Below are 20,494 nucleotides of genomic sequence, written 5' to 3'. Positions count from 1 at the left end.
ACCCCCCCTCCCTTTTCACATACGCTCACCCCCCCCCTGCCCCACCCGGGGCCTGTGCGCCGGGCCCCCCCTGGTGTCGGGGGGCCCCATTCGACGTGTGTGGTCTCAGTTTTGGTCTCAGTTACCGCGCGGACGGCTGCGGACCTGGGCGGACGGGCTATAGCGCCCGTCCCGTCGAACCGGTCACAGTGTCGAGCCCGGGCCCACGACCGCAGGGCAACCCAACGCTCGCCGCGTAAGCACCGGCGGATCCGACCGGGCTCGATCCGGGCAGGAGAGCCCGTGCCACGAAGACTCAATCGACACCCTCTGCGGCCCCACTCTGGCCCTAGTCATCTGCCGAAAGCATGGCCCGATCGGCTCCGCTGGACTGCTCAGTCGTACACGAGTTCTTGCAGATGCGGATCGCTGACCCCAGTCCATCCGTTGAAGCTGAAGCCTTCCTGGTCAGCCATGCGAACCAGGAGCTTCAGGCTCTCCTCCAGCAGCTGCGGACTGCCTTCGAAGAGCGTCTGGCGCATACCAGCGTCGCTTGTGATAGCCACCAGCGCAGGCTCGGTGCGCCGTGTCATGTACCGGGCGAAATTGGTATAGAAGTCGCGGGTTGCCGCTCTACCCGCTACCCCCATGACGACCAGCGCGCCGAGCGCATCGAACTGGCACAGGCTGTTGAGTACGGCGTCGTCGTCAGGTGAGGCGTCAGGATGCAGGGCTGGCACCTCCCGGACCGTGTTGTGGGCTGCCGCGATCAGTCCCGAGCTGTGTGAAGCGCCGGAGGCGAGTAGGCCGGCGCGGGAAGCCGTCGTCAGCCCGTGCCGAAGCCAACTGCCGAACCAGTCGAATCCTTGATCGGTTCCCCGTCGGTCGGCGAGCACGCGGACCGCTGGCCAGTCTTGAAGCCGAACGGCAAGACCGCCAAGCCCGTAGACCCGCTCCAGCACGGACAACCACAGTCGCGGCCCGGTGAGGGATTCTTGGGCGGATCCGGGAAGCTCGTTGCCAAGGTTGTAGATGGAGAGCAAGGAGTCCGTGCCCTTGGCGACCCACTGCGCTCGCTCATGGACGAGGCTCAAAGCCGTGAAGCTGGCCACGCGGTTCAGCAAGGTGGGTAGGTCTTCAGGCATGGTGGTGAGAAGCTCGCGGGCCTGAGCCGGGGCAGACAGCAAGAACTGTCGAAGCGGGATGTCGTCCTCGGCGCGCAGGTACTCCAGCACCGCGGCGTCGAACACTTCCTGGTCCAGCTGCCAGGTGAGAGCCGAAACCGATCGTTGACGTACGTGCTGGGCAGCCTCTCCAATGGCTCCCTGGGCTTCGAGTTCCTGACGCAGCTCCCGCCGCCAGGTCTCCTTGCGCAGCGCAATGGCCCGCTGCCACACGCCGACCACGTCACTCTGCTTCCACCGCTCACTGGAAGTGCCGTGCCGCACGAAGACATCACCAGCTCGGAAGACGGTGACCTGCTTCTTGCCGTCCTGATAGGTGCCTTCGACCTGGAAGACGCAACATCCATCGGCGCTGGGGGCGACGTAGAGCAGAACGAGCCACTTCCCGTCGAGACAGTGCGCTGCCGTGTGGATCGTGAGTGTCTGGATGTACTTCTGCAACTTAGGCCGCAGCGTCGCCTCGTCAAAGCCGCGAGTCTGGTCCTCAGAGAGCCGACCGGTAGGGGTGCCGTGATCGTCAGCGCCGATGACGAGGTACCCACCAGTGGGCTCGGCCTGCATAGCCGCAACGTCCTTGGCGATATCCACCAGGTCACGCCGCTCGGACAAGTCGAGCGTTTCTTTGTAGTCGAGAGCTCTTTGCTCCGATGCCTCCGCCAGCAGCTCCCGTAGCTTCTCCTCAGTCACCACAGGCTCTACGACCACAGCCATGCTCCTGCCCCCATCTGCCCGGTCCCACCGCCGCATGTAAAGGGAAGCATCGTAGGAGAACCACGAGGCTCGGAGCGTTGTTTTGCGAGCTTTCGCCGAATCGGCCAGCCCTCGATCCATAGGTGATCAGGGTCACGCGCAGGACAGCTCGCAGAGCAGTGAATAGCCATCGAAAGACCTGTCTCAGAGTGGCTCGACGCCAACGCCACTCGTTCGTGGACAGAGTCCGTGGCCGGTTTTCTCCCTAGTAGGGTCGAGGCGTGGCCACTCATCTGCTCTCTGATACCGACCTGCACGCGCTCCCCGCCCTTCCCACGGAGGCTGTGGAGCACGGCGAGGTCTTCACACGACGCTGGGTGGTCGACCTGATCCTTGATCTCCTCGGGTACACGGCAGACAAGGACCTCTGCGACCTGAAGCTCGTCGAGCCGGCCTGCGGCTCAGGCGCCTTCCTGACGGCCGTCGCATCGCGGATCAGCGCCTCCTGCCGCGCGCACAATCGCCCCCTCGAAGATGCTCTCTCAGCCGTCCACGCGCTGGATCTGCTGGACAAAAACGTGGAGCAGAGCCGTGCAGTGGTCGAAAAGCAACTGCGGGACGAAGGGTGGCAGGCCAAGGAAGCTCGCCAGGTGGCAACCGCGTGGGTTGAACAAGGTGACTACCTGCTCCAGCCCGATGCATACCACCGAGCCGACTACGTGGTTGGCAATCCTCCGTACATCCGTCTCGAAGACGTTCCCGACGACCGGATGCTGGCCTACCGCAGCGCCTGCTCCACAATGGGCGGCAGGGCAGACATCTACGTCGGCTTCTACGAGGTCGCGCTGCGAAGTCTTAACCCTGACGGGCGACTCGGCTTCATCTGCGCTGACCGATGGATGCGAAACCAGTACGGTCGACGCCTCCGACAGTTGGTGACCAGCCGTTTCAGCATGGATCTGGCCCTGGTCATGCACGACGTGAACGCCTTCGAGGATCAGGTTTCGGCCTATCCGGCGATCACAATCATCTCGAACCGGCCCCAGGGCGAAGCAGTGGCAGCAGACACCACTCGGGCATTCGGCAGCGTCCAAGCCGACGACTTCGCCACCTGGTACGCGAAGGATGCGGTGGAGTCGATCACCACCCCGGCGTTCCAGGCCGCCCGCATGCCGCACTGGTTCCCCGACGAGGACTCATGGCCGGCCGCCTCGCCAGCCAGGCTGGCCCTCCTCGAAGAACTCACCGAACGCTTTCGGCTCCTGGAAGACACCGAGACCGGGACCCGCGTCGGCATCGGCATCGCCACCGGCGCCGACAAGGTCTTCCTCACTGACGACGACGCATTGGTCGAGACCGACCGGCTGCTGCCCATGGCCATGGTCCGTGACACCACCAGCGGCACCTTGCACTGGAACGGCACCTACCTGGTCAACCCGTGGACATCCGAAGGTGACCTCGTCGACCTGACTGCCTACCCGAAGCTCGCTGCGTACTTCGAGGAGCACGGAGCCGCGCTCCGCAAGCGGTACGTCGCGGTCAAGCAGCCTCAGCGCTGGTACAAGACGATCGACAAGGTCGACCACCGTCTGACGCGGCGCCCCAAGCTGCTGTTTCCGGACATGAAGCTGACGATCCATCCGGTCCTTGATGAAGGCGCGCTGTACCCTCACCACAACCTGTACTTCATCGTCTCGGACGTCTGGGACATGCGCGTACTCGGTGGTCTGCTGTTGTCTAAGGTCGCGGAAGCGTTCGTGGAGGCGTACGCGGTCAAGATGCGTGGGGGAACCCTCCGATTCCAGGCGCAGTACCTCCGCAAGATCCGCGTGCCCGACCCGGCAGCGATCCGTGAGAGCGACCGAGTCGCCCTCGCGGACGCCTTCGACAAGCGCGACGTGAAGGCCGCTACAGAGGCCGCCCTGCGCGTCTACGGACTGACCGAGCTGCCTGACTAGGAGGAACGGATCTTGCCGGTCACCCGCCAAGACTTCGAGGACGCAATAGCTGCGTACTGGGGCGCCAAGCAGCTGCAGAGCGAACAGTCAGCGATCAAGGCTGCGGTTGGGGCCGGCACGGCTGGCTCGGTCCGCGGCGGCAAGCACTTCGACGTGATCGCAGCCCTCTTGGCGAAATTCTTCCTGGAAGCCGGATACCCGGCCGAGAGCATCCGCGTCAGCAAGTCCCAGGGGCTGGAGCTGCCCGGCTACTACCGGCCACAGAAGCAGTGGGACCTCGTGGTTGTACATGAGGGCGTACTCGTCGCAGCCTTCGAACTGAAGGCGCTCGGCGGACCCTCGTACGGCAACAACTACAACAACCGGGTCGAGGAAGCGCTGGGCAGCGCGGTGGACCTCCGTCGCGCAGCCCTCGCCGAGCTGTTTCCGAAGGAGAAGCCCTGGCTCGGCTACTTCTTCATCATGCAGGACGGGGAAGGGTCCCGGAGGCCGGTCAAGACCGCGAAGGGCGCCCTGCCGGCTGACGAGATCTGGCACGGCACTTCGTACCAGGACCGGTTCGGCATCTTCTGCGAGCGCCTCATGGCCGAGCAGCTCTACGACGCCGCCTGCTACGTCACGTCCTCGGCCGAGAACCCCAAGCCCATCGAGCTGGTGGACAGCCTCGATTGGAGGCACTTCTCGGCAGCAATCAATGCGCGCCTCACATATTTGAAGGACCTCGGACTTCCCGGCTAGAGCGGTCCACGGCTCTCCGAAGGCGGCCGACACACGTAGGCCCCATTCCTCCAGGCGCCCCGCGGGGGAACGGGGCCGACGAGTCACTCGCCAAGCATGGCCTTGACCAGCTTGACCCGGCCTTCGATGGCCACGTGCAAAGTTCGCGCAGTCGCCGTCGGCAGAGGCTCCTTGTAGGTGATGCTGCCGTCCTCCACCCTCTGGGTAGTGATGAACCACCCAATGTCATAGACGTTTTCACCCACGAAACGGCTGATCATCTCCTGGTAGCGCTGGGTGTACGACATCCCCTTGAAGGTCGGATCAGTCTCGAACAGTGCGTGGGACTGCCTATTCGACTTCTCGGTCTCTTCCGTCTCTTCAAGTACGAAAACGTAACCAAGCCACGGGGGCACAGCCCCGAAGGGACCGTTCTTCTTCTGGGCCGCGGCCAGATCAGTGGCGCTGCCCAACGCCTCCTCGAAACGATTGTTGAAGTTCTTTCCGACACTGCCGACCTGCGATTTGAACTCAAGTGCGGCAACAAGGACTTCCTTATAGAGGACCACCAGATCCCACTGCTTGCGGACGCGGTAGTAGCCCGGCAGATAGGGCCTCCCCGTCCGAATATCTCCCTCAGGGATGCCGCAGTCGAGGAAAATCTGCTTCACGGCGTCCTCGAAGCCCTTGATGTGGCCATTGGCCCGAGCCTCTCCGCCGGCCCTCCCGCCGTCCTCCTGGTTGTCCCTCTGCTCACCCCGCTTGGTCCAGAAGTCCTGGACCGCTTGCTGGATCACCTCGGGCTTCACGTCACCCATCCTCGTCGCTCGGCGTACGCCACAGGCTCGAACTAGCGAACCCAGTCTGAGGGGTGGGACTGACAGTCGGCCCGCAGGGCGCCAAAGACAGCCCGTGCCCTCCTGGCCATCACGGCAAGACGAACGGCGGGTTGCACCTGTCTTGGAGCAACCCGCCGGGGCCCGTCTACCAGTCGTCGGTGTCCCCGTATTTCCCTGGATGCCGTGTGCGATCCACAGCCTGTGCACACGCTTCGGCGAAGGCAGCCTCTACGGCGGCCTTGTCCGTGCCTCGTACCTGGGCCTCGACTTCTTGGCCCGTTCCGGGTCGTCGGGCCGTGCGCCAGGCCGAGGTGCGGGCGGTGTAGCGATCGGTCTCGAATTCCCAGGCTGGCACCGACCACTGCTCCGGGCCCCCGGTCGCCGCGCGTTCCCCACCGGGAAGGAACAGGGCCCGGGCGTGGAAGACAACGGCCCGCGCCGGTACGCGGTCGCGGATGGCGCTCGCGCCGTCGGGACCCTGATCCTCCCAACGCCAGCGGTCCCATTCCTCGATCTCGGCCGTGTGGTCGGGCCAGTCCTCGCTCCACCGGGCGACGACCTCGTCGGCGTGCTCGCGGTGGAGGAAGGGCACGCGCCGATCGCCGAGGCGGGCGACGTGGACCACCAGCTCGGCGGGGACGGGACTCTGGCTGGCCTCCGGCGGCGCAGCGCTTCCCGCGGTCTCGTCCGTACCCCACAGGAGGCCGCCGACCTTGGCCGCGGTGTCCTTGAGGACGCGGCTGGTCAGGTGCTGGTAGCGGCGACGCATCCGGGCGGACTTGCCGGGCTCCCAGCCCATGATGGCGTCGACGACCGCGTCGGAGACGCCGAGGATGAGCAGGACAGTCGCTGCGGTGTGGCGGGCATCGTGAAGGCGGGCGTCGCGGACGCCGGCGGCTTTCAGGAGCTCCTTCCATTTGTGGTAGTCGGTGTTCGGGTTCAGGGGCTCGCCAGTGGGCGAGGTGAACACGTACCCCTTCTCCATCCACAGGTCGCGGGCTCGGGCTCGCTCGCGGGCCTGCTCCTCCTTGTGCTGGCGCAGGAGCTGCAGGAGCTCTTCGGGTACGCCGATGGGGCGCTGGCCGGCGCGGGACTTGGCGTTCTTCGTCTCGCGGCGGGTGTTGATCTTCTGGGGGCAGTAGCCGGGTTTGCGGCCGCAGCGTTCGCCGCAGCCGTGCTTGTAGCGGGGCCGCAGCCGGCCACGGCGTACGCGGATGACGCCGAGCTCGAAGTCGACGTCGTTCCACTGCATGCCGAGGACCTCGCCCTGGCGCAGGCCGAGGGCAAGCGCGATGACCCAACGGGCGGTGTTGCGGTGCTTGGCGGCCTCGGCGAGGAGCCGCTGGACCTCCTCGACCGTGTACGGCTCGACCTCCTCCTCTTCGACCTTGGGGGCCTTGGCGATGGAGGCCGGGTTCGCCGTGAGGTGCTTGCGGCGCACGGCCTCGTTCAGCGCCGTGCGGATCGTGCGGTGAGCCTGGTGGGCGGTGCCGGCGGCGCTGCCGTTGTCCTGCATCTTCTTGTAGAAGCGCTCCAGGTGCTCCGGGTCGAGCTTCTCCAGGCGGTGGGCGCCCAGGCCGGGGATGAGGTGGTGGTTCACCGCGACGCGGTAGCCGTCGATCGTGTTCTCCGAGACGTGCGAGGCGGCGATGTTCTCGACCCAGTGGGTGAGCCATGTCTTCACGGTCCACGACTGGCCTGCCTTGCGGACGGCGCCCTTGTCGCGCTGCCGTTCCAGCTCGCGTACGAGCTTGGTGACCTCGGCGCGGGTCTTGCGGCCGACGTGGCGACGGTCCGGGGTGCCGTCGTCCTTGACGCCGACGGTGACGCGGCCGTGCCAGCGCCCATCCTTGCCGAGGTAGATGGACGAGGCGCCGTTGGGCTGGCGGGGCTTCGGTGCGGAGGCTCGCGTCATGCGGCGGCTCCGAAGTCGGTCGCCGACAGACGGCGGGCCAGGAAGTCGTTCACCGCCTCTGCTGGGATGCGCCGCAAGCTGCCGATCTTGACGGAGACAATCTCGCCGGAGGAGACGTACTCGTACAGCTTGGTGCGGCCGATGCCGATCCGGCGGGCGGCCTCGGCGACGGTGAGGGCGACCAGGGTCGTGTCGCCGGCGGATCGCCGCTCGGCCATCAGGGTGCGCAGGGCGTCTTCGGGGACGTCCAGGAGGTGGGCTATCTGGGAAATGGGCAGCGCGGGCTGTGGCATGGGGCACTCCTCCCGCCGGCATCGCAGCGTCGCGGGAGCGGCAACTCCCGTCGGCCTGGCCGGTGGCGTCGTTCAGGGATGGATGGGTCGTTGGATGATCGTCGGCGACGGAGGTCGCCATGCGTGGGGGGTCTCAGCGTTCGTAGCGCCGTAAGGGGACAGCGGCCGACTATTCGCCGGTGGGTGGCTGCCCCTGGTTTCGCAGGTGCGCCCGGGATGGGTGCAGGCTCCTCTGCAGGGCTCGTTCTTCGAGCCGGAGGAGTTCGTCGACCTGTCCTCTCTGCTCGGGGCCCTTGTCCCCGTATGCGTTGAGTTCCATGTCGATCTCGTGCAGGTGCATCTGGTTCCGGTCGATCGCCGCTCGCAGTTGGTGGTACTCCCGCGCCATCTGGACGTACTCACGGACAAGCTCGCGAATGCGGGGCGTGGCCAGCTCTCCTGGCGGCCCCGTCAGGTCCTGCATGGTGATGTCGAAGACCTTGCAGAAGCCGAGCGCCTCGTCGAGGTTGACCCTGCGACGGGGTTTGCCGCTCTCGATGCGCCAGATCGCCGACTGGTTGATCGGATGGCCGACGGCGGCCATCTCCTCGGCGAGCTTCACCGTGCTCCAACCGCGGACCTCGCGCTCCAGCTTGATGCGGGCAGCGACGTGCTCCTCCGGCATCGGACGACCGGGGCCGGCGCGCTCCGCGCCTTCCTCACCGCTCACTCGCACCTCCCTTCACACGACAACGGGTCCACTGGGGCCAGCATCCACAACTAAACATCGTTGCGGAGTGAAATGCAAGGCGTTGCGCTGCCGAAAATCTCGGCTATGGTCGTAGTCCGCCGTACAGCGGCGGACGGATCCGCACACGCAAGCGGCCCCGGTGCTACGAACACCGGGGCCGAAGTAGAGGCTCCACCGCACAACCATCCATCCCTGAACGATCGAAACCGGAGGCCGGGGTTGCCGCCCCGTAATGGCCTGCCGGATGAGGAGCTCCGTGACCCAGGGTACGACCCTGCCATCCCAGACGCCATCCCGCTTCGACGAAGGTCCCACCCCGACGGAACCTCCGTTCAACCTGGACGCCGAGCGCGCGGTCCTTGGCGCCTGCATGCACAAAGCCGACGTCATCGACGCGGTCCGGCCCGTACTCGGCGACGACGCCTTCTACCGGCCCGCGCACGAGACCATCTGGCGCGCGCTCCTCACCCAGCACCGCGAGGACAAGCCGACCGACCCGATCGTCCTCACCGAACTGCTCCAGCAGCAAGGCGATCTGCAACGGGTCGGCGGTCCCACCTATGTGTTCCAGCTCGCCGACGCGCCCTACGGCACCGGCAGCGCCGAGCACCACGCGGAGATCGTCCGCGCGAAGGCCGACCTACGCCGCCTGGTGACCTCCGCCGTACGGACCCTCCAGCGGGCCCAGGAACCCGGCGCTGATCCCGAGGCGATCCGCAGCGAGGTCGAAGCGGAAGTACGCGCCGAACGCGAGCGCGCACTCGCCTCGGGACAGGGACGGCTGTCCCGCTTCGCCACCAACGGATGGTCGTTCGTCAAAGAGAGCGGCGCGGACACCGAGCCCCTGTGGGGCACCCGTGAGAAGACCGTCTGGGCCTCCGGCGAGAGCCTGATGATCGTCGGCGCTCCGGGCGTCGGCAAGACGACCCTGGCCCATCAGGTGATCTTCGCCCGCATCGGCCTGCAGGAGACCGTCCTGGAAATGCCCGTCGCCCCCAGCAGGCGCGTGCTCTACCTGGCAATGGACCGGCCGAAGCAGATCGCCAAGGCTATGGCCCGCCGCGTCTTCCCCACCGACGAAAAGATCCTGCGCGAGCGGCTCGTGGTCTGGGAGGGCCCGCTGCCCGCCACTCTCGACAAGGAACCCGACCTCCTGGCCGACCTCGCCGCCGCCCACCAGGCTGACACCATCGTGATCGACAGCCTCAAGGACGCGGTCAGCACGATGGTCGACGACAGCCTCGCGGTCGCCTTCCACAACGCCCGCATGCGCGCCATTCGCAACGGCGTGGAGATCATGGAGCTGCACCACCAGCGGAAGGCCACCGCCGACGCGCCACGCGGACAGCGCCCCAGCCTCGACCAGGTCTACGGCTCCACCTGGTTCACCTCCGGCGCGGGCAGCGTCCTGTTCGTCACCGGCCGAGCAGGCGACCCCGCCGTCACCCTGCACCACCTCAAGACCTCCACCGGTGAAGTCGGCCCCCTGGACGTCACCCACGACCACGTGCGCGGCACCACCACCGTCGACCCCACCAAGGACCCCACCGCCCTGCTGCGCAATGCCCCTAACGGGATGAGCGCACGAGAGCTGGCGGCCATCCTCATCGGCGGCGACCCCGAACGCGCCGACATCGAGAAGGCACGACGCCACCTCAGCCGCCTCGTCGACGACGGCCTGGCCACCAAGGCCGACGGCATGGCCGGAGGGGCCGGAGGCGGCCAGCAGGCCCGCTACTACGCCTCCGCCCGCCACCTCACCGCCGTCGGCTGAGCCCCGCACCGACCCCTGAAAGCGTTCACGCGACCGTACACGCGGCCCTCGTGCCCGCAGACCGCCGTGAACCGCTCACAGCACACACGCTCACCGAAAAACCGCAGGTAGAGCGATCACACGACCGTCCACGCCGTACACGCACCCAAGCGATCACGCGCGGGGCCCCCTTTAGAAGGGGGCCCGCGTGTACGCCCCCTCCGTGAACGCCGTGATCGCCTCCTCGCTCTCCCCGGAGTAGCCCCGTACATGCCCCCTGTCATAGCCGACATGCTCGCCACCGCTTCGCTCCCGCTCGCTGATGGTCCGCTCCTGCCCGTGGCCGTCTTGGCCGTTGCCGCCGGCGCACTGCTCGCGGGCCTGAGGCCGCGACGCCACCAACACCGCACCCACGATCGAAAGCCGCGCATCTCGGCCGCCGTCGTCACAGCGACTGTGGCGGCGCTCGTGTGCACCGCCTACAGCGCGGACACCAGCTGGCGGTTCGCCGCCCACTACCTCGACATGCGCAACACCGCCGAGCGCACCGCGATGTTCGCCGCCGCGGAGCTCGCCCTGTTCTCGATGGCCCTGATGGCCCGCCAGAACCTGCACGGGCCGAGGCAGGCAGCGGGGCTGCCCGGAGTCCTGGTCTGGGTGATCACCGCCATGCAGACCATCCCCGCCTACGCTGAGGCCGGCCCCGTCGGCGGCACCGTGCGCGCCTTCACCGGCCCCGTGATGGCCGCTGTGCTGTGGCACCTGGCCATGGGCATCGAACCGCGACAGCGGACCCCCGACGCCGCCTCCCGCGGACTCGCAGCCGTCCTCACACGGCAGGCCCGCGAGCGGCTGCTCGCCCGCCTGGGGATCGTCCAGCAGGACCAGGGAGCCGCCGAAATCATCCGCGACCGGGCCACGCACCGGGCCGTCGCCCTGGCCGCCCGCCTCGCCGAGATGACGCCCGGGCAGCGCACCGGACGGGCGGGCCGACGCACCGTGCGCCGCCTGTCCAAGGCCCTCGCCCGCTCCGGCATCGACGCCGACCCGCTCCGCAACGAGCAGCTGCTGCGCCAGCTCGCCACCCGCCGCCAAGCAGCCGCCCTGGCCACCATCGACCTGCCCGAGCGCTGGACCACGCCCGCCGGGCAGCCCGTCAGCCCGCCCGACCACTCCCGGGCAGACGCCGACGAGCGGGCGGAAAGCGACGGGCTGGCAGAGAACCGCCCCCGCCCGCATCCATCAGATCCGGGCGACGAGGAACCCCGCCCGCGATCTGCCCGCCCGGATCCCACCGCCAGCTCCGGCCCGAAAACAACAGCCCGCCCGAATCGGGCGGCCCGCCCGCAAGAGGCCGTTCCGCCATCCACGGGCAGCGGCTCACACACCCCACCAGCCAAGCGCCCCACGCCGAAGCCGAAGCGGTCCGGTCGCAAGTCCAGCGCCCCCGACGAAGTCATCCTCCAGTTCGCCCGCCGCATGTACGAGGAGACCGGCAGCGTCGGACGCGACCGAGTGGAGGACGCCGTGCGCGACGCCGGCTACAGCGTCGCCAGCAACGACGCAGGCCGAGTCGTCCGCGCATTCAAGTCCCAGCTCGGGGCCACGCGCACAGGTGCCTGATCCCCGAAACCGCAACTACTCGCCGCAGCGATGACCTGAGAGGGAAATCCAGTGCACGATGCCCACCACGAACCCGCTACTCCCCAGCAGCAGCCGACCAACACCCCAGCACCAGGCGGAGCAAGTTGTACCGGGAGCAATGCTCCCGGAGGTCCCGCCCCAGGGATGGCGGTACCGGTCCTGCGCCAGGGGGCGCCGGACCGACAGGCTGCGGCCGAGGGCGGACCGCAGCCAGGAGGGGGACAGCAGACCGAGCCCCTTTCGCGGCGGCGTCAGCGCGCCCGTCAGCCGAAGCCCCGCAAGCGCCTGCACCAGCCCAGCTGCCGCATGAACGACGCCGAGTACAAGCGCTTCACCGACGCAGCCGCCCAGTGCCAGATGACCAACGCCGCCTTCCTCGCCTACGCCGTCGACAAGGCTGCCCTCGACCTGACCCGCACCGCCGCCGAGATCGCCACCGAACGGGAAGTCATCAACGAACTGTTCACCGCGCGTCGGCACCTGGGTCGCATCCACGGCCTGTTCAACCAGGTCGCCAAGGCCCTCAACTCCGGCGCCGACGCACCCCACCTCGACGCCACCGCCCAGGCCGTCCTAAGCGCAGTCCGTCGCGTGGAGGATGCCGCCGATGCTCTGCTCGCCCACCGGGACGGCGGTGCCACTGCGTGATCCCCCGTATTCACAAGCGCGGCAGCGAGACGATCGGGCTGATCCGCTACCTGTACGGCCCCGGCACCCATGAGGAGCACACCGACCCCCATCTAGTGGCCGCCTTCGACCCGCTCACCCCGGACCCCGGCCGTGACCCGCAGGCCACCTACGGGCAGCTTCAGCGGCTGCTCGACCAGCCTGTCAACGCCCTGCCCGTCGGCCGGCGCCCCAAGAAGCACGTGTGGCACCTGTCCGTACGCGCCAGCCCCGAAGACCCGATCCTGTCCGACGACGACTGGGCCGCCATCGCCCGCCGCATGGTCGCCGCCACCGGCATCGCCCCCGACGGCGACGACGCCGCCTGCCGGTGGGCCGCCGTCCGCCACGCCGACGACCACATCCACATCATCGCCACCCTGGTCCGCGACGACGGCCGACGGCCCCGCCTACACAACGAGGCCCGCCGCGCACAGACCGAGGCCCGCCTCATCGAAGCGGACTACGGCCTGCGCCGGATCACACCAGGCGATGGCACCGCTGCCAAGCGCCCCACGAGCGCCGAGCGCCACAAAGCCGAACGCCGGGGACAGCAGCGCACCCCGCGTGAGGAACTGCGCGAGGCTGTCCGCCGCTCGGTGGCCGGCGCGGCAAGCGAAGAGGAGTTCTTCGACCGCCTCACCACAGCCGGCCTGCTCATCCGGCGCCGCGTCGCGCCGTCGGGCGACAACCTCGGTTACACCGTCGCCCTCCCCGGCGACCGCAACGCCAAGGGCGAGCCGGTCTTCTACTCCGGCTCCAAGCTCGCCCCGGATCTCTCCCTGCCCCGCATCCGCGAACGCTGGGCTCCGGCCTCGGACGACCCCGCCCAGCAGTCGGCCTTGCCCCAGGTGACCGGGCCCGCGTCCGCACGCCGGCGTGCCACCAGCGCCGCCTGGCAGGCACTGCTCGTCATCGACCACGGCGACGACGGCGTCATCGCCGCGCAGGTCGCCGCCGCCAGCGAAGTCCTCGACGCCCTCGCCCAGACCTCCGCCGCCCACACCCGCCGCGAACTCCAGGCCGCCGCAACCGCGTTCGAACGCGCCTCTCGCTCCCACATCCGCGCCGCACGCGGCCACGACCACGCTCTGCGCCAAGCCGCACGCGACCTCGTCCACAGCGGCCCGGCCCTCGGCCGAGGCGAGGATGGCGCCACCACCGCGATGGCCATCGACATGCTGTTCTTCCTGATCGCCGCCGCCGCGCACTGGCACGCCAGGAAACAGCACGCCCAGCAGGCCGAAGCCGCCCAGCAGGCTGCCGAACACCTCCGTGCCGCCTACCCGTCCGCCGCCGGGCACCCCATGGCCCTGCTCCACCAGCGGGGCAGCAGCCTGGCCCTCTCCTGGCAGCGCCACCACGCCACCGCCGTACGCCACGCCCTGCCCGAACTGGCCGACCGGATCCTCGCCGAACCCGGCTGGCCGGCCCTCGCAGCCACCCTCGACGAAGCCCGAACCACCGGCCACAACCCCACCGCCCTACTCGCTCAGGCAGCTGCCCGACGGGAGCTGGACACAGCGGAGCGCATGAGCGACGTGCTCGTGTGGCGGCTGCGGCGGATGGCCGACCTCCCCGCTGATCCCCAGAACTCCCAGGGCCGGCAAGCCAGCGGCGCCCGCGCCGTCTCCACGCCAGGGCGCCCCGCCCACATCGGAGCCAGGCTCGCGCACATTTCTCCGCGACATCACTGAACCGTAAAAACCGAGCCGACGAACATAACCGACAACCGCCGGTTAGCCTAACCGGCGATTCTCTGGACCATGAATGCATCGGTATTCACCCCGTCCCTCTTGAGGAGAGTCCATATGCCCAACTCCACCCCTCGCCCCCACGTCATGGCGCTGCTATTCGACATGGATTTCAAGGGCCCGGCTGATTCCCTGGTCTTCCGCCGCCTCGATGGCCGCCTCTTCACTGAGGAGGAGCAGGCCATCATCCGTGGCGCAACCGCCGAAGAACTCCAGGCCGCCGGAGCCCACGTTCACAACCCAGAGGCCGGGGCCGAAGCAGAGGCGGCCGTGCTGAAGCTGGCCGAGCTGCTGTTCAAGTACGTCATCCCGCACCGCAAGGTCCTCATCCCCTTCATGACCCACGAGGACATGCTGGAGTACGGCCGGTTGGAGACCATCGTCACTGCGGGCGCCGACACGGAGGGCTGATCACACAGAAAAGGCGTCAGATAAAAGAATCGGCGGCCGGTGGTCGGGATTAATCCCTGCCACCGGCCGTACCCCGCCGTCTGGTCGGCCGGCCCCACCCCACGGTCTGCGACCGAGCTGTGCTGCTTGTGGCTGCTTCGCCATCATGGGTGGATGACGTACAGCGATGCCGACCTGAAAGCCCTCCTTCATCGCCTGGACGATCCGGAGCTGGTGGAACGTCCCCCCGGCTACGACCACGCGGCGACGCGAGCGCTGTTCGAGCGTCTGGTGGTCAGGCTGGACGCGGACTTCGACACCCGCTGCACGGCCGATCGCCAGGTGCAGGACGCGAGCCTGCATGCCAGGGTCGAGGTGCCAGCGGAGGCCACGGCATGCGGGGAGCGAATCGTCGTTTCGGTGAGCAACTTCGGATCGATGGCGGTCGTGGCCGCAGAGAACCCGGGCGTCTACTTCGATACCGAGGAGGCGATGGAGGCGGATGCGCTCGACGTCCCCGACCTGCGGAGGGTCGAACGTGCTCTCACGGACCTGGGCTACGTACCGATCCCCGAGCGTCTGCTCACCCGGCCGTACGACGGCCTGAGTCCTCTGGCTACCTACCGCCCCGGGGAGCCAGTCGATTGGTGGATTCGGTACTTCGACTACATCTAGACGCTCGGTCCGAGAAGCAGCCATGCGAGGCGAGGAAGCCGTCGGTGCATCTCCTCGGCGTCGGCAAGACCGTATCCGGCGCCTTGCTCCGGCTGGTCGTGGAGATTCCCTTCCGGGGTCGTCGCCGCCGGAGCGCGCTGGTGCGGTCTCAGCCCTTGGCCAGTAGTTCCCTGGCCGCGTAGTAGGCATGCAGCGCGGCCTCACTGCCGGAGCCCAAGGCGGTCATGATCCGTTGGAAGCGGGCGGAGCGGAGGTCGCCGGCCACGATGACGCGGGGGTGCTGGTCGGCAGGCAAGCAGTATCCGTCCGGACCGCGAGTCAGGTCGCCGGACGGGGCGGTGGGCGCGTTCCCGATGCTGAGGTAGGCAGCATCCGCGGTGATCGTCTGCCGTGCGCCGTCCTGGCCCACCACCTCCGCTGATACCAAGGCGCCTTCCGTCAGATCCAGCGTCAGGTGCTCGACGGGGAAGAGTGTGACTCGGGGGTCCTCGCGGATCTCCTCGATCTTGTACGCGTCGGCCGCCGGGTACGCGACGAGCAGGCGGGTGTCGGTGGTCGGGTTGGCGCGCAGGAAGGTGCCGATCGGGCGGTCGCCGCCGAGGACGAGGAGAGTGCGCCCCTGGGCATCGTCCGCGTCGGCCTGCCAGAGCGGGGGCAGGGTCAGGCCGTCGGGGGCGGTGATCCAGGTGACGTCGCGGGGCTGGAGAGGGCCGACGCCGGTGGCGACGATGGCGTACGGGGCGGTGAGACGGGCTCCGGTGTCGATCGTGACGGTCACCTGGTCGCCATCGGCGCGGAGTTCGGTGACGCGCCGGCCGAGTTCGAGACGGCACAGCTCCGTGCTCTTCAGCTCCGCGACGATGGAGTCGGCCAGCTCGGGGCCGCTGGTGTAGCCGCCGAGGACGTTGTTCAGGGCCGGGATCCGGTAGAGGTTGCGGCACAGCCGGTCCGGCTCGATCAGGATCGAGCGCATGCCGACGCTGGCGGCCATGCGGGCAGCGGCGCAGCCGGCCGGGCCTCCACCAATGGTGATCAGGTCGGTGTCGTACAGCGTGTCGGCCATGGGGCTATTCCAGCACTGGTGCCCCAGCGTACGCAGTGAGTTGACCCATCAGGTGGTCGGCGGTGACGAGTTGGCCGGTTCCGATCAGGCGGCGGGCGACGAGGAGTCCGGCGTCATGGACATCGGGGCCGGCGTCGCTGGCGCAGGCATCGGTGACGATCCAGGGCGCGTAGCCGTGCTCGAAGGCGTCGGCTGCGGACTTCAGGACACAGCTCTCGGTGGCGATTCCGCAGAAGACGAGGTCGGTCCAGCCGGCCCGGCGGATCAGTTCGGTGGCCTCTGGGGTGAGGAGCGTGTACCCGGTCTTGTCGACGATCGCGTGTGCGTGAGCGGCAGCCTCGGCGAGCTCGGGGACGATGTCGGTCTCGGGCGCTTCCTGGAGCCGGTGCCACTGGAAGAAGCGCTCGTAGGGGCTGTCCGGGTAATTGAAGTACCGGGTGAAGATCACTGCTCGGCCAGCGGCGGACCACTGGGCGACCAGGTCGGAGACCGCAGGTACGGCGTGGCGGCTGTGGTGGTTCACGAAGCCGTTCTGCATGTCGATCACGACCAGCGCGGCACTGCCGATGTCCATCCGCTGTCTCTCCTGCCCCGTGTTCTCAACCGACGCTCTCGCGCAGCGCGTCCTGTGCGGCGCGCAGCCGCTCGGCCAGTCCGCTGGTCTTCATGATGGCCTCCCGCATCAGGACGTGCTGCGCGGTCTCCTGGGCGCGGGCGGTGGTGAGCCGGGAGGAGGCGGCGCGCAGGAAGCGCCAGCCGTACTGCTCGGGCATGGACGGGTCTTGGCCGTCCTCGATCATCTGCTGGATCTGGCGGGTGAAGCACCACAGGGCCTGGACGGTCAGTTCGCAGGTGACCAGCTCGTCGATGGTGAGGCTGCGCTCGCGGGAGTGGGAGGCGTAGGCGACGCCGGACCAGCTGGCGTAGGCGGTGGAGACGCCCCGTACGCCGAAGGGCACGATGTCCGGGTGGTCGAAGCCGGTGGCGAGGAGCGATGCCTCGACCGCGCCGTCCAAGGGCGCGGGCCCACCCGGGGCGCCGCGGTCGACCAGAACCGAGGGCGTGGATAACAGGCGCAGGGCGGTGTCATGGGCGTCTCCGGCCCACGGGCCGGAAGTGAGCCAGTACAAGGAGAGGACGTACTCCGGGTTGGGGACGCGGGTGTGGTCCTCGTCCAGGAGATCGCGGAGCTTGTCCCGTGCCCAGGGTAGATCGGAGGCGTATGAGCGATAGCGCCAGACGGCGAGATCGGTGAGCGCGGGAGGCTCGTGCGGTTGGACGAGGTGGAAGACGGCAGCCCCACACGCAAAGACATGCAGGACGCAGTCCTGCGCCTCGGGGTGGTCCACTCGGGCCGAGGAGGACTCCAGCCACTGGTCATCCGCGCTCGGTGTCATGTGTGCGCGGAGTCGGCCGGCGCGCTCGACGCCGATGAAGACCGGCAGGAACTTGTGGGAGTCGACTCCGATCCGGCCTGCGATGGGTGGAGCAGTGCCGTTCGTTCCCAGGGCTGCCGCGAACCGGGCCTTCACGTCATCAGACGCGCGGCCGAGCGCGGTGTCGAGGACGGCTTGGGATTCACCACGGGGCTGGTAACTCGTTCCGCCACCCTCCCAGTTCGACACGGTCCGGTCGCTCACACCCAGGTAGGCGGCGAAGTCCCGCAGGCTCATGCGCAGGGCGTCGCGTAACAGCCGGGCTTCCCGGCCGGACCATCGCTGCACCGTGACCACCGTCGTACCCCCTGTCTGTCACCCGGTGGAACGCCGAAACGCCCAGCGTAGCCAGCCTTGTTCGGCAGCGCTGCGGCATTGCTGCAGCACCCGTACGTCACACCCCGCCATCGGCCTCCACCATGCTGGGTCCACCGAGCCGGGGAGGTGCCCACCGCCACCAGGCGGCCCTCCGCCCGTTCTCTCCTGTACCACCACCAGAAGGAGCAAACGGCATGACCGACATCGTCAAGCGCAACGCCCGCGCCATCCTCCTCGACGGCGACGAGCTCGTCCTCATCAAGCGCACCAAGCCGGGCAGGGAGCCGTACTGGGTGAGCGTCGGCGGAGGGGTCGAGGCGGACGACGCGACCATCGAGACGGCCCTGCACCGGGAGGTGTTCGAGGAGCTCGGCGGCAAGCTGGAGCGCGCCGAGCTGGTCCACCTGATCACCGACGAGCTGGAGGGCGGCGTCGGCGTGCAGCACATCTTCGCCGCGCGCCTGGAGTCGATGGACCTGGCCGCGCGTACGGGGACGGAGTTCTCCAAGCCGGAGCGGGGCGGGTACGAGGTGGTCCGGGTGCCGTTCACCGCCGAGGCCGTCCGCGAACTGAACCTGATGCCGCCGGAGCTCGCCGAGTTCATCGCCGCGAACACGGACGCGATCGTCTCCGTCCTCGGCACCCCGATCCGCGAGGCGTGAGCGATGGCGCAGGTCCCGGACTTCGTCAGCCTCAACGGCCCTGACAACGTGGGCAAGACGAGTCACCTGGTACGGCTGGCCGAGCGGTGGCACGGCTTCCAGTCGCTGGGCGCGGTCCACGAGCACGACCCCGAGCCGTGGGCGCGGGTGGCGGCCGGCGACTACGCCCGGTGGTGGTTCGAGACGTCCACGACGGTCGAACTGACCGAGATGCTGCTCGCCGGGCACGCCAAGCGGGCCGCCGCCCGCGAGGCCGGGCGTACGGGGCTGCTCGACCGGGGCGTGTCCATGCTCCTCGCCGTGGCCACCGCGACCTGCGTGGTCAAGGACGGGCTGACGGTCGGCGAGGCGTTCAAAACCGTGACGGGCATCGCCGGTTCGCGAGCCACAGCACCGGAAATCTCGATCCTCCTGCTCCCGTCACTCGACGCCGAGCGCAGCTACGCCATCACCAGCGCCCGCGAGGGGCGCCCCTGGACCGGGATCTACCCGGCCTACCAGAAGACGCTGCACGCGGTCCTGCTCCACCAGGCCGATCACGGCTCGTACACCGCGGTCGTGGACTGCGAGGACCACTCCCTGGACGACGTACACAGCGACGTAGTCGATCGCATTGGCCTCAGCCCACTCACTGATGGGAGTCCCCGATGACCCAGAACTCCCCGCCCCTAGTCCTACCGCCCGGCCTCGCCCGCGCCATAGCCACGCTCCAGGACAAGGACCTGCACCGCCTCGACGACACCGTCACCCGGCTCCACACCGTCAACGGACGCCTGTGGGACACCGAGGACCGGGTGCGCGGCGCCCTGCTCTCCGCCGCCCAGGTCGCGGACTGCAAGCGGGAGATCGACCAACTCAACGCCGAACGCAACGCGCTGGCCGAGCGGGCCGACGAGGTCCTCGGCTCGCTGGCGGACGCGGGCCGCGCCGACGCACCATTGCACACCGAGACGCTCGCCTCCGTCGTCGACCGTCTGTCGGTGCTGACGCTGCGGATCTGGCACAGCGAGCGCGCGGCGACCCGGGACGAGCTGGCCCGCCGGCGCGTCCCCGCCCTCCATGGCCAGCGGGAGGAGCTGTGCGCCGCACTCGACGCGCTGGTCTCCGACGTCGTCGCCGGCCGTCGGCGGCTTCCCGTACCGGCCCGGTTCAAGCTGTACGGCCGGGACGACGCCGCCCCCGCGGAGATCAAGCCGAGTCGGCACCTGCGCCGGGTCCTCGCCTTCGGTGGGTTGAGCGAGTGCGGCAAGAGCACCAGTGCCGAGTTCGTCCAGCGCACGTGCGGTGCCCAGCGCCTCAAGATCGGCTTTCTGCTGCGGCAGGCGGCCCACCGGGAGGGTCTTGCGGACCCGTACGCGCTGTCGGCCCGTCGGCAGGCCGAGCTCCTGCTCGGCGAGCTGAACCGCTTCGCGGACGCCCACGTCGACACCCGGCTGTTCACCATCGAGTCCGTCCACGACGACGCGTCGATCGCCGAGCTCAAGGCGCTCATGGGCGACACGCTCCAGATCGTCTATCTGGACGCCTCCTTCGCCGTACGCGTCGAGCGGTCCGGGACGCCTGCCCAGGCCGTCGCCGCGAAGGACGAGATCAAGATGAGCCGTGGCGCCCACCAGGTCGCCGCGCTCGCCGACCACGTCATCGACAACACCGGCAGCATCGCCGCCCTTCGCGCCCACCTCCGGCGCATCGCCGCCCCGTCCGCCGCCACGGCGCTGCGCGTGGCCACCCCGTACGGACTGGGCCTGCCGGCCGCCGGCGGCGGGGCGGGGGGGCGCGTGCCCGAGACCGTACGGGGCAGAAGCCCCGGCGGTCGGCTCGCCCCCCC

The 20,494-nt window shown here is 68.8% G+C and carries 19 protein-coding genes; 11 read left to right on the top strand and 8 right to left on the bottom strand.

The window, feature by feature from the left end; all coding sequences use genetic code 11:
• Positions 1-374: 374 nt before the first annotated feature.
• Positions 375-1,874, bottom strand: coding sequence for a helix-turn-helix domain-containing protein (locus ACFW1I_RS23925; protein ID WP_384673326.1), 1,500 nt, complete (start codon positions 1,872-1,874; stop codon positions 375-377).
• A 260-nt stretch (positions 1,875-2,134) separates the two neighbouring features.
• Here ACFW1I_RS23925 and ACFW1I_RS23920 point away from each other — a divergent pair, with 260 nt between their 5' ends.
• Positions 2,135-3,811 carry an Eco57I restriction-modification methylase domain-containing protein gene (locus tag ACFW1I_RS23920; RefSeq protein WP_384673324.1) on the top strand — a complete coding sequence of 559 codons (1,677 nt, stop codon included), beginning with the start codon at positions 2,135-2,137 and terminating at the stop codon, positions 3,809-3,811.
• A gap of 12 nt (positions 3,812-3,823) precedes the next feature.
• Positions 3,824-4,549, top strand: a complete 726-nt coding sequence (locus ACFW1I_RS23915) for a PaeR7I family type II restriction endonuclease (RefSeq protein WP_150161242.1) — start codon at positions 3,824-3,826, stop codon at positions 4,547-4,549.
• Between the two features lie 83 nt (positions 4,550-4,632).
• Here the strand turns inward: ACFW1I_RS23915 and ACFW1I_RS23910 are convergent, their stop codons facing one another.
• From ACFW1I_RS23910 to ACFW1I_RS23895, 4 genes are all read right to left on the bottom strand, one after another.
• The gene (locus ACFW1I_RS23910) at positions 4,633-5,337 is read right to left on the bottom strand and encodes a PaeR7I family type II restriction endonuclease (protein WP_384673321.1); all 705 of its coding nucleotides are present in this window, start codon (positions 5,335-5,337) and stop codon (positions 4,633-4,635) included.
• A gap of 175 nt (positions 5,338-5,512) precedes the next feature.
• Complete coding sequence (locus ACFW1I_RS23905) at positions 5,513-7,282, bottom strand: tyrosine-type recombinase/integrase (protein WP_384673318.1); 1,770 nt, start codon at positions 7,280-7,282, stop codon at positions 5,513-5,515.
• Positions 7,279-7,575: a helix-turn-helix domain-containing protein gene (locus ACFW1I_RS23900; protein WP_384673316.1), complete on the bottom strand. Its 297-nt coding sequence runs from the start codon at positions 7,573-7,575 to the stop codon at positions 7,279-7,281. The genes ACFW1I_RS23905 and ACFW1I_RS23900 overlap by 4 nt, the downstream gene beginning before the upstream one ends.
• A 169-nt stretch (positions 7,576-7,744) precedes the next feature.
• Entirely contained in the window at positions 7,745-8,239 is a 495-nt protein-coding gene (locus ACFW1I_RS23895) for a helix-turn-helix transcriptional regulator (protein WP_384673334.1), read from the bottom strand.
• Between the two features lie 322 nt (positions 8,240-8,561).
• Between ACFW1I_RS23895 and ACFW1I_RS23890 the strand changes: the two genes are divergently transcribed.
• The 6 genes from ACFW1I_RS23890 to ACFW1I_RS23865 all read left to right on the top strand — a co-directional run bounded on the left by ACFW1I_RS23890 (position 8,562) and on the right by ACFW1I_RS23865 (position 15,187).
• Complete coding sequence (locus tag ACFW1I_RS23890; protein ID WP_384673314.1) at positions 8,562-10,079, top strand: DnaB-like helicase N-terminal domain-containing protein; 1,518 nt, start codon at positions 8,562-8,564, stop codon at positions 10,077-10,079.
• A gap of 249 nt (positions 10,080-10,328) precedes the next feature.
• Positions 10,329-11,681, top strand: coding sequence for a hypothetical protein (locus tag ACFW1I_RS23885; RefSeq protein WP_384673311.1), 1,353 nt, complete (start codon positions 10,329-10,331; stop codon positions 11,679-11,681).
• Positions 11,682-12,008: 327 nt separating this feature from the next.
• Positions 12,009-12,350: a plasmid mobilization relaxosome protein MobC gene (locus ACFW1I_RS23880; RefSeq protein WP_384673309.1), complete on the top strand. Its 342-nt coding sequence runs from the start codon at positions 12,009-12,011 to the stop codon at positions 12,348-12,350.
• Entirely contained in the window at positions 12,347-14,065 is a 1,719-nt protein-coding gene (locus ACFW1I_RS23875; RefSeq protein ID WP_384673306.1) for a mobilization protein, read from the top strand. The genes ACFW1I_RS23880 and ACFW1I_RS23875 overlap by 4 nt, the downstream gene beginning before the upstream one ends.
• 114 nt (positions 14,066-14,179) lie before the next feature.
• A complete protein-coding gene (locus ACFW1I_RS23870) occupies positions 14,180-14,533 on the top strand; it encodes a hypothetical protein (protein WP_150161234.1) in 354 nt (117 codons plus the stop codon).
• Positions 14,534-14,686: 153 nt separating this feature from the next.
• On the top strand, positions 14,687-15,187 hold the full coding sequence (locus ACFW1I_RS23865) for a hypothetical protein (RefSeq protein WP_384673303.1): 501 nt from the start codon (positions 14,687-14,689) through the stop codon (positions 15,185-15,187).
• Positions 15,188-15,335: 148 nt separating this feature from the next.
• On the opposite strand, the gene ACFW1I_RS23860 is transcribed toward ACFW1I_RS23865, so the two are convergent.
• From ACFW1I_RS23860 to ACFW1I_RS23850, 3 genes are read right to left on the bottom strand one after another with little or no spacing between them, the layout of a single operon-like run.
• The gene (locus tag ACFW1I_RS23860) at positions 15,336-16,250 is read right to left on the bottom strand and encodes an FAD-dependent oxidoreductase (protein ID WP_384673300.1); all 915 of its coding nucleotides are present in this window, start codon (positions 16,248-16,250) and stop codon (positions 15,336-15,338) included.
• Positions 16,251-16,254: 4 nt separating this feature from the next.
• The gene (locus ACFW1I_RS23855) at positions 16,255-16,824 is read right to left on the bottom strand and encodes an isochorismatase family cysteine hydrolase (protein WP_384673298.1); all 570 of its coding nucleotides are present in this window, start codon (positions 16,822-16,824) and stop codon (positions 16,255-16,257) included.
• A 25-nt stretch (positions 16,825-16,849) separates the two neighbouring features.
• Positions 16,850-17,923: a helix-turn-helix domain-containing protein gene (locus ACFW1I_RS23850; protein WP_384673332.1), complete on the bottom strand. Its 1,074-nt coding sequence runs from the start codon at positions 17,921-17,923 to the stop codon at positions 16,850-16,852.
• Between the two features lie 275 nt (positions 17,924-18,198).
• On the opposite strand from ACFW1I_RS23850, the gene ACFW1I_RS23845 reads away from it, so the two are divergent.
• The 3 genes from ACFW1I_RS23845 to ACFW1I_RS23835 form a co-directional block, all read left to right on the top strand.
• Positions 18,199-18,666, top strand: a complete 468-nt coding sequence (locus ACFW1I_RS23845; RefSeq protein ID WP_384673296.1) for an NUDIX domain-containing protein — start codon at positions 18,199-18,201, stop codon at positions 18,664-18,666.
• Positions 18,667-18,669: 3 nt separating this feature from the next.
• Positions 18,670-19,317, top strand: coding sequence for a hypothetical protein (locus tag ACFW1I_RS23840; protein ID WP_384673294.1), 648 nt, complete (start codon positions 18,670-18,672; stop codon positions 19,315-19,317).
• A partial coding sequence (locus ACFW1I_RS23835) for a DUF4254 domain-containing protein (protein WP_384673292.1) occupies positions 19,314-20,494 on the top strand: 1,181 nt, incomplete at its 3' end. The genes ACFW1I_RS23840 and ACFW1I_RS23835, both read left to right, overlap by 4 nt.

The organism is Streptomyces sp. NPDC058955 (assembly GCF_042741435.1).
GTDB lineage: Bacteria > Actinomycetota > Actinomycetes > Streptomycetales > Streptomycetaceae > Streptomyces.
Note: the sequence above shows the minus strand (reverse complement) of the source record. Positions and strands in the feature narration are given on the sequence as shown.

Bases quoted from the DNA above. Each gene is read 5' to 3' on its own strand.
- ACFW1I_RS23870 (WP_150161234.1), top strand. From the start codon at position 14,180: ATGCCCAACTCCACCCCTCGCCCCCACGTCATGGCGCTGCTATTCGAC.
- ACFW1I_RS23925 (WP_384673326.1), bottom strand. From the start codon at position 1,874: ATGGCTGTGGTCGTAGAGCCTGTGGTGACTGAGGAGAAGCTACGGGAG.
- ACFW1I_RS23895 (WP_384673334.1), bottom strand. From the start codon at position 8,239: ATGCCGGAGGAGCACGTCGCTGCCCGCATCAAGCTGGAGCGCGAGGTC.
- ACFW1I_RS23845 (WP_384673296.1), top strand. From the start codon at position 18,199: ATGACCGACATCGTCAAGCGCAACGCCCGCGCCATCCTCCTCGACGGC.
- ACFW1I_RS23885 (WP_384673311.1), top strand. From the start codon at position 10,329: ATGCCCCCTGTCATAGCCGACATGCTCGCCACCGCTTCGCTCCCGCTC.
- ACFW1I_RS23850 (WP_384673332.1), bottom strand. From the start codon at position 17,923: ATGAGCCTGCGGGACTTCGCCGCCTACCTGGGTGTGAGCGACCGGACC.
- ACFW1I_RS23865 (WP_384673303.1), top strand. From the start codon at position 14,687: ATGACGTACAGCGATGCCGACCTGAAAGCCCTCCTTCATCGCCTGGAC.
- ACFW1I_RS23860 (WP_384673300.1), bottom strand. From the start codon at position 16,250: ATGGCCGACACGCTGTACGACACCGACCTGATCACCATTGGTGGAGGC.
- ACFW1I_RS23900 (WP_384673316.1), bottom strand. From the start codon at position 7,575: ATGCCACAGCCCGCGCTGCCCATTTCCCAGATAGCCCACCTCCTGGAC.
- ACFW1I_RS23840 (WP_384673294.1), top strand. From the start codon at position 18,670: ATGGCGCAGGTCCCGGACTTCGTCAGCCTCAACGGCCCTGACAACGTG.
- ACFW1I_RS23905 (WP_384673318.1), bottom strand. From the start codon at position 7,282: ATGACGCGAGCCTCCGCACCGAAGCCCCGCCAGCCCAACGGCGCCTCG.
- ACFW1I_RS23880 (WP_384673309.1), top strand. From the start codon at position 12,009: ATGAACGACGCCGAGTACAAGCGCTTCACCGACGCAGCCGCCCAGTGC.
- ACFW1I_RS23855 (WP_384673298.1), bottom strand. From the start codon at position 16,824: ATGGACATCGGCAGTGCCGCGCTGGTCGTGATCGACATGCAGAACGGC.